Source organism: Actinophytocola sp. (genome assembly GCF_045807065.1).
GTDB lineage: Bacteria > Actinomycetota > Actinomycetes > Mycobacteriales > Pseudonocardiaceae > Actinophytocola.
The window spans coordinates 1-7,167 of the sequence record NZ_JBJMIE010000525.1; the positions used below are offsets into that span (position 1 = coordinate 1).

A 7,167-nucleotide genomic window follows, 5' to 3' on the forward strand; every position below is an offset into this window, starting at 1 on the left:
CGAGGCCCGCGACTTCCTCGTCACCCGCCGGGCCAAGATCACCCCCGACCAGGCAGGGCTGACCATCTACGGCGGTAACCGCCGGGTCCCCGGCCTGCGCCGCGAGGAGGTCGCGTTGCTCGCGGGTGTGTCCGCCGACTACTACACGCGGCTGGAGAAGGGCAACCTCGCCGGCGTGTCCGACAGTGTCCTGGACGCCGTCGCGGGCGCCCTGCAGCTCGACGAGGCCGAGCGTGTCTACCTGTTCGACCTCGCGCGCACGGCCAACGCCGCCGGCCGCCCCCACACGGGCGCACCGCAGCGCCGGCGTCCGCAGCACCGGGTTCGGCCGGTCGTGCAGCAGATCCTCGACAGCATGACCACCACCGCCGCGTTCGTCCGCAACGGCCGCCTCGACATCCTCGGCACCAACCTCCTCGGCCGGGCCCTGTACTCCCCGGTGTTCGACAGCCCCACCCGCACCAGCGAGCACACCCCACCCAACCTCGCCCGCTTCGGCTTCCTCGACCCCGCCGCCCGCGACTACTTCCCTGACCACGACAAGTCCTGCCACACCTCGGTCGCCATCCTGCGCACCGAAGCCGGCCGTGACCCCCACAACCGCGACCTCACCGACCTCATCGGCGAGCTGTGCACCCGCAGCGCGGACTTCCGCACCCGCTGGGCCGCCCACGACGTCCGCCTCCACCGCACCGGCGCGAAGAGCTTCCGCCACCCGGCCGTCGGCGAGCTCACCCTCAACTTCGAGGCCATGGACCTCACCGCCGACACCGGCCTCACGCTCACCGCCTACGCGGCGCAACCCGACTCGGCGTCGGCGGAAAGGCTTCAGCTCCTCGCCAGCTGGGCGGCCACCGAGCTCCGGGCCGACCCGGCTGTCGAACACCACGACTGACCCGGTATTCACTCGATCGTGTGACGCGAGCGGGGGTCACCTCCAGGCTCGCGCCAGGAGTGCCACGGCCATGACGGTCGTGAACCGTCACGTCCGTGGCGTCATCGTCCGGTAGCCCCGTCTCCGGTCACCGTCCACTCTCGGTGGTGAAAGTGGATAGTCCGAAAGGACGGTGTGGAGGGAGCACCCCACGCCGAGCAGGACATGCAGGACTTCAGTCACCTGCCCGGTAGTCGACGTCCATGGACGCCAGGAGCTTGTCGGGGGTGGACTGGCCGCTGAAGATCTCCTGCAGACCGGACAGCATGGTCTGCTGCACCTTGGGGTTGGGCCAGAGCTGGTCCATGAACGGCACGGTGCGGTCATCGGCGATGAACGTGGACAGCTGGGTCAGCGACGCGTCAAGGGCGTAGCCGGTGTCCGGGAGCGCGGGCAGGCTTCCCTGCTTCCTCGCGAACAGGTTCATGCCGCGCGGCGACATCACGAAGTTGACGAACTTCAGTGCCAGCTCGGGGTTCCTGGCCTTGGCGTTGACGCCGTAGCCGGCGCCGGCCGCCGCGGGGATGATGATCTGGTCCGGGTTGTCGGTCGCCGGCAGCGGTGTGAACGTGAACGTGCCCTTGGGGTTCTGCTTCTTGAGCAGGGAGATCACCCAGTTGCCCTGGATGATGCCGAGCGTCCTGCCGGTGGCGGCGAGTTTCTGGCTGGCCTCGTAGCTGGTGCCCAGCGGGTTGTCCTGGAAGCAGCCGGTCCTGTCCATCTCGACGTACTTGGCGACCGCGGTGGTCCACGGGGAGTTCGCGAAGGTCGCCTGCCCGGCCTGCATCTTCCGGTCGAAGTCCCGGTCCGCGCCGTACACGGTGGTCGCCACGAGCGGGTACAGGGCGATCTGGGTGACCCAGTTGTCCTGGATGCCGAGCGCGAAGGCGGGTGTGCCCTTGTCCCTGGCGGCGCGGCAGAACGCGAGGAGCTCGCGCCACGTGCCCGGCGGGGTGAGGCCGGCCCTGGTCATGGCGTCGTGGTTGTAGATGGCGCCGATGCCGTTGATACCGAAGATCGCGTCGTAGGTCCTGCCCTTGTACCGGGCGACATCGCTGACGACCGGTGGGTACTTCGCGGCCCACGGCTGGTCGGACAGGTCGCGCAGGTAGCCGGCACCGGCGAGCACGTGCACGGTGCCGGGGTTGCCGTTGCCCGGCCACACGGACATCACGTCGGGCGCCGTGCCGGACGACAGCTGGGTGCGGATCTGCTGCTGGTACTGGTCCGCGCCGCTGGTCGTGACGTTCACCCGGACACCGGGGTTGGCGTCCTCGAACGCCGTGACGACGTCCTCGACCGAGCCCTGGTCGACCGAGGCGAGGGTGAGGGTGTTCGCGTCGGTCGCGGCTGTGGTGCCGCCACCGCACCCGGCCAGGGCGAGAGCGGCAACGGCCGACAGCACCGGCAGGATCTTCATGTTTCTCTCCTTCGGGAAGGTGGTGTGTCCGTCATCCCTTGAGCCCGCCGGCGAAGCCGTTGATGATGCTGCGCTGCAGTGCGAAGTAGACGAGGAGGATCGGCACGACGCTGATCACCAGCGCGGCGAAGATGAGGTTCCAGTCGGACACGTACTGACCGACGAAACCGGCGATAGCGACCGGCATGGTCTGCTGGCTGCTGCCCGACAGGTACAGCAGCGGGGTGAAGAAGTCGTTCCACACCGCGACCGCGTTCAGCACGAGCGCGGTGACGGTGACCGGCCTGAGCATCGGCAGCACCACGTACCGGAAACCCTGCAGCGGCGTGCACCCGTCGATCAGCGCGGCGTCCTCGAAGTCCCGCGGGAGCGTGCGCAGGAATCCCGTGTAGAGGAACGTCGTGAACGGCACCTGCAGGCCGGAGTAGAACAGGATCAGCGCCACCGGGGTGCCGAGCAGCCCCAGGTCCCGCATGGTCTGGTACAGCGGCAGCGCGGCCAGCTGGAACGGCAGCACCAGCCCCAGCATGACCAGCAGGAACGTCCAGCGCGACCAGCGGGCGGTGACCCGCGCGAGCGGGTAGGCGGCGAGCGCCGAGACGGCCAGCACGACCACCACCGACCCGGCCGTCACGAGCACGCTGTTCGCCAGTGCACCGCCCAGCGCGCCCTGCTCCCAGGCCGCGCCGAAGTTGTCGAACGTGGGCGAGGTGGTCGGCGCGATCGGCGACGACGCGTCCGACGGCCGGCGGACCGCGAGGTTCACCAGCACGTACACCGGGAACGCGAAGACCAGGCCGACGGCGATCATCACCAGCTCGAGGGCGAAGGTGCGCAGGCGGTAGCGGGTCATGACGCGGCCCGCTCCGCTCGGGACAGCACCAGGTACTGCCCGGTGGACGCCACCGCGACGACGGCCGCGAGCACGACGGCGAGCGCGATGCCGTAACCGAACTCGCCCAGGGTGAACGCGTCCTTGTAGATCAGCGTGGACAGGGTGTCGGTCGCGTGCCCCGGTCCACCGCCGGTCAGCGCGTACACCTGGTCGAACAGCTTGGTTCCGCCGATGATCGACAGCATCAGGTTCACCGTGATCGCCGGCGCCAGCAGCGGACGGATCACCGACCAGAACCGCCGTACCGCACCGGCGCCGTCGATGGCCGCGGCCTCGTAGATCTCCCGCGGCACCGACTGCAGGCCCGCGAGGAAGATCACCATCGAGTAGCCCGCGAACTGCCAGACGACCACAGCGACGACCGACCACAACGCGAGCTGCGGGTCACCCAGCCAGTCCTGTCGCCACGAACCCAGCCCGACCGCGTCCAGCAGGCTGTTCACCGCGCCGTCCGGCCCGAGGAGGTTGCGCCACAGGTAGGCCGTCACGATCGGCGTGATCACCGCCGGGGCGAACAGCAGCACCCGCAACACGTTCCGGGACCTGATGGCGCTGTTGACGCCCAGCGCCAGCAGCAACCCGATCCCGTTCTGGACCACCGTGATCGCCACCGCGACCAGCAGCGTGTGCCAGAGCGCCCCCACCGCGTCGGGGTCGGCGGCCATCTCGACGAAGTTGTCCACCCCGGTGAAGGAGAAGGTCGGGGACAGCCCGTCCCAGTCGGTGAAGGCGTAGTACACGCCCCGCGCACTCGGCACCAGCACGACGAACGCGAACAACGACAACGCCGGCACCACGAACCACCACGGCGGAGTGGGCCGGCCGCCCGTCCGGCGTGGACGAACAGGCGCGGCGACGGGGTCCGCGGGCCGGTCGGTCAGGGCGACGGTCATTGGCGCCTACCTCTTAAAACGTTTCACTTACGGGGTGGATGTCGGCTGCTCAACGTCGAGAGCAGTGGGTAACGTTTTCCAAATTCGAGGTGCGACCGACTCTAGGAGCCGGCATGCCACGCGTCAAGACGGCGGTTCGCGGCTCCTAGACTCGAAGGCAACGTTTCCCGTGTGGACCGGAGGACCGTCGATGGAGCAGCCTCGCCGCGTCACGATCGTCGACGTCGCCCGCCACGCCAACGTGTCGACGACCGCCGTGTCGAAGGTGCTGCGCAACGCCTACGGCGCCAGCCCCGCCATGCGCGCGAAGGTCCAGCAGGCGATCGCGGAGCTGGGCTACCGCCCGAACGCGGGGGCACGCGGGCTACGCGGCAAGACCTACACGATCGGCGTGATGCTCCCCGACATCCGCAACCCGTTCTTCCCCGACATCCTCGACGGCATCACCGACCAGCTGCGGGACACCGACTACCACGTCCTCCTCGGCCCCAGCCACAACAACGGCGAGACCGCCGAAGCCGAGATCATCGCCGCGATGATCGACCGCGGCATGGACGGCATGATCCTCATCGCCCCCCTCTCGGGCCGCGCGCACCTCGAACAGGTCGCCACCACCGTGCCGACCGTGCTCATCGGCCGGCACGGCCACTCCCCCCACTACGACACCGTCACCGACGACGACACCACCGGCGCCGCCCTCGTCGTCAACCACCTCGCCGACCTCGGCCACCGGCACATCGCCCACATCGAACACCGCGAAACCGACCCCACCCACCTGGCCGAGATGCCCAACGCCATCCGCGCCGAGGGCTACCGGCAGGCCATGCGCGCCCGGGGCCTGGACATCACCATCGTCTCCACCACCTACACCCAGGAAGGCGGCTACCTCGGCACCCGGCAGCTGCTCGCCCGCCCCCACCGGCCCACAGCCGTCTTCGCGGGCGCGGACATCGTCGCCATGGGCGTGCTCACCGCACTCGCCGAAGCAGGCCTGTCCGTCCCCGACGACATCTCCGTGGCCGGCTACGACAACACCACCTTCGCCGCCCTCGGCCCCATCTCCCTCACCAGCGTCGACCAGGCAGGCCACCAGATCGGCGCCAACGCCGCGCGACTGCTCCTGGAACGCGTCGCCGACCGGGACCGGCCCTCCACCCAGGTCAAGCTCACGCCCACCCTCATCCCGCGCCGCACGACCGCTCCCCCACCGAGGGCCTGAGCACGGCGCCCGTGCGGGAGGGCGCGGCCGTTAGCATCCGGAGTGGACGGACGCCGTCCCGGGGCGAAGGGTGGTGAGCGTTGTTCACGCGGCAGGTCAAGCAGTGGTTGCCGGGTGCCGGGCAGTACACGCGTCCGGCTCATCCGCGGGTCTGCCACGCGGGCGCGGCCCTCACCGAGGTGGCCGAGGTCCTCACCGACGACCTGTCCAGGACGCTCGGCGAACCGGTCGCGACGAGCGGTGAACCGACACCCGGAGATGTGGTGCTGGAACTCGCCCCCGTCGCTCTCGGCGCGGAGGGCTACACGATCACGATCGGTTCGTCGATCACCATCCGCGCGGAGACGGCGACCGGGGTCTTCCGCGGCACGCGGACCCTGCTGCCGCTGATGACCCGACCGGAGCTGCCCGCGGGCACGGTGCGGGACTGGCCCGGCACTCCTCTGCGTGGCCTCCTCGTCGACGTCGGCCGCAAGTACTTCACCCCCGGCTGGCTGCGCGACCGGATCCGGGAGCTGGCCGACCTCAACATGAACTACCTGCACCTGCACCTGTCCGACGACACGGGCTTCCGGGTGGAGAGCGACACGTGCCCGGAGGCGGTCTCGACCGACCACTACTCGAAGGACGAGCTACGCGCGCTGGTCGAGTTCGCCCGGCGCCGCCACGTGACCGTGCTACCCGAGATCGACATGCCGGGCCACATGGGTGCGCTGCTGACCGGGCGGGAACACCTGCGGTTGACCAACGCCCACGGCGTCACCGCGGCCAACCTCGCCGCCCCGGAGTCCTACGCACTGGCCGAGCGGTTGCTCGAGGAGTACCTGCCGCTGTTCCCCGGCCCCTACTGGCACCTGGGTGCCGACGAGTACGTGATCGACGGCCGGTACCCGGAGCTGGCGCGCGAGGCGCGCCGTCGGCACGGCCCGGACGCGACGCCCAAGGACCTGTTCTACGGGTTCGTCAACCGGACCGCGGCGCTGGTCCGGCAGCACGGCAAGCGACCGGTGATCTGGAACGACGAGGTCAGGACCGACGACGGCACCGTCCCGCTCGACCAGTCCCTGACCATCGACTACTGGTCCGACCGCGGCCCCACCCCCGCGGAACTGGCCGCGGCCGGCCACGAATTGGTCAACTCCAGCTTCGCCGCCCTGTACTACGTGCTCGGCGGCATGCGGCCCAGCCAACAGGGCTGGCACGCGGACGTCTTCGACGGAGGACACGTCCTGCCACCGGAACTCGACCACGCCCGCGTCGGCGCGAAACTGCACATCTGGTGCGACCGGCCGGAAGCCGAGAGCGAGGACGAGGTCGCCGCGGGCATCGCCGAGGCCCTCCGCACCACCGCCCGCCGGACCTGGTGAGCCACGACAACCGCCGCCGCCGCGGTCATCGTCCGAAGCGCCAGTAACGTCAGGCGGCGCGTTTGGCGGCCGCGAGCACGTAGGACGTCAACGACTCGGCGATGACCGCGTACCCGGCGGCCGACGGGTGGAAGCGGTCGGCGGAGAACAACCGGTCGTCGGTCGCGAAGCGGCTGAAGACCTCGGGTCCGACGTGGGCGACGGTGCCGCCGGCGGTCGTCACGGCGTCGGCCTGTGTCTGCGCGTAGAGCCTGCTCGCCTGGGACACGACGTCGCGGAACGCGGGCGGCACGTGGGCCAGGACACCGAGATCCGGGGCCGTCACGACGATCGTGTGCGCGCCGGCCCTGGTCAGCTCGGCGACCGCGTCGTGCAGCAGCCGCGCGCCCACCGCCGGCGGGGTGAGCCGGGTCAGGTCGTTGGCCCCGATGACGATCAG

General features: G+C 70.2%; 7 protein-coding genes. 3 read left to right on the forward strand and 4 right to left on the reverse strand.

All coding sequences use genetic code 11. The features are described from left to right. Positions 1-895, forward strand: an 895-nt coding sequence (locus tag ACJ73U_RS30795) for a helix-turn-helix domain-containing protein (RefSeq protein WP_407781237.1), incomplete at its 5' end; no start/stop codon positions are given. Positions 896-1,109: 214 nt separating this feature from the next. Here ACJ73U_RS30795 and ACJ73U_RS30800 read toward each other — a convergent pair. Genes ACJ73U_RS30800 through ACJ73U_RS30810 form a run of 3 tightly spaced genes read right to left on the reverse strand, consistent with a single transcriptional unit; the run spans position 1,110 to position 4,142 of the window. Further along, positions 1,110-2,354 (reverse strand): ABC transporter substrate-binding protein, encoded by a 1,245-nt coding sequence (locus tag ACJ73U_RS30800; RefSeq protein WP_407781238.1) that lies wholly within the window; start codon positions 2,352-2,354, stop codon positions 1,110-1,112. A 31-nt stretch (positions 2,355-2,385) separates the two neighbouring features. Beyond that, complete coding sequence (locus ACJ73U_RS30805; protein ID WP_407781239.1) at positions 2,386-3,207, reverse strand: carbohydrate ABC transporter permease; 822 nt, start codon at positions 3,205-3,207, stop codon at positions 2,386-2,388. Next, positions 3,204-4,142, reverse strand: coding sequence for a carbohydrate ABC transporter permease (locus tag ACJ73U_RS30810; protein WP_407781240.1), 939 nt, complete (start codon positions 4,140-4,142; stop codon positions 3,204-3,206). Before ACJ73U_RS30810 ends, ACJ73U_RS30805 begins: the two co-directional genes overlap by 4 nt. 190 nt (positions 4,143-4,332) lie before the next feature. Between ACJ73U_RS30810 and ACJ73U_RS30815 the strand changes: the two genes are divergently transcribed. After that, on the forward strand, positions 4,333-5,361 hold the full coding sequence (locus tag ACJ73U_RS30815; RefSeq protein WP_407781241.1) for a LacI family DNA-binding transcriptional regulator: 1,029 nt from the start codon (positions 4,333-4,335) through the stop codon (positions 5,359-5,361). 80 nt (positions 5,362-5,441) lie between these two features. Beyond that, positions 5,442-6,728: a family 20 glycosylhydrolase gene (locus ACJ73U_RS30820; protein WP_407781242.1), complete on the forward strand. Its 1,287-nt coding sequence runs from the start codon at positions 5,442-5,444 to the stop codon at positions 6,726-6,728. Positions 6,729-6,777: 49 nt separating this feature from the next. Here the strand turns inward: ACJ73U_RS30820 and ACJ73U_RS30825 are convergent. Further along, the coding region (locus tag ACJ73U_RS30825) for a GDSL-type esterase/lipase family protein (RefSeq protein WP_407781243.1) at positions 6,778-7,167 on the reverse strand (390 nt) is incomplete at its 5' end.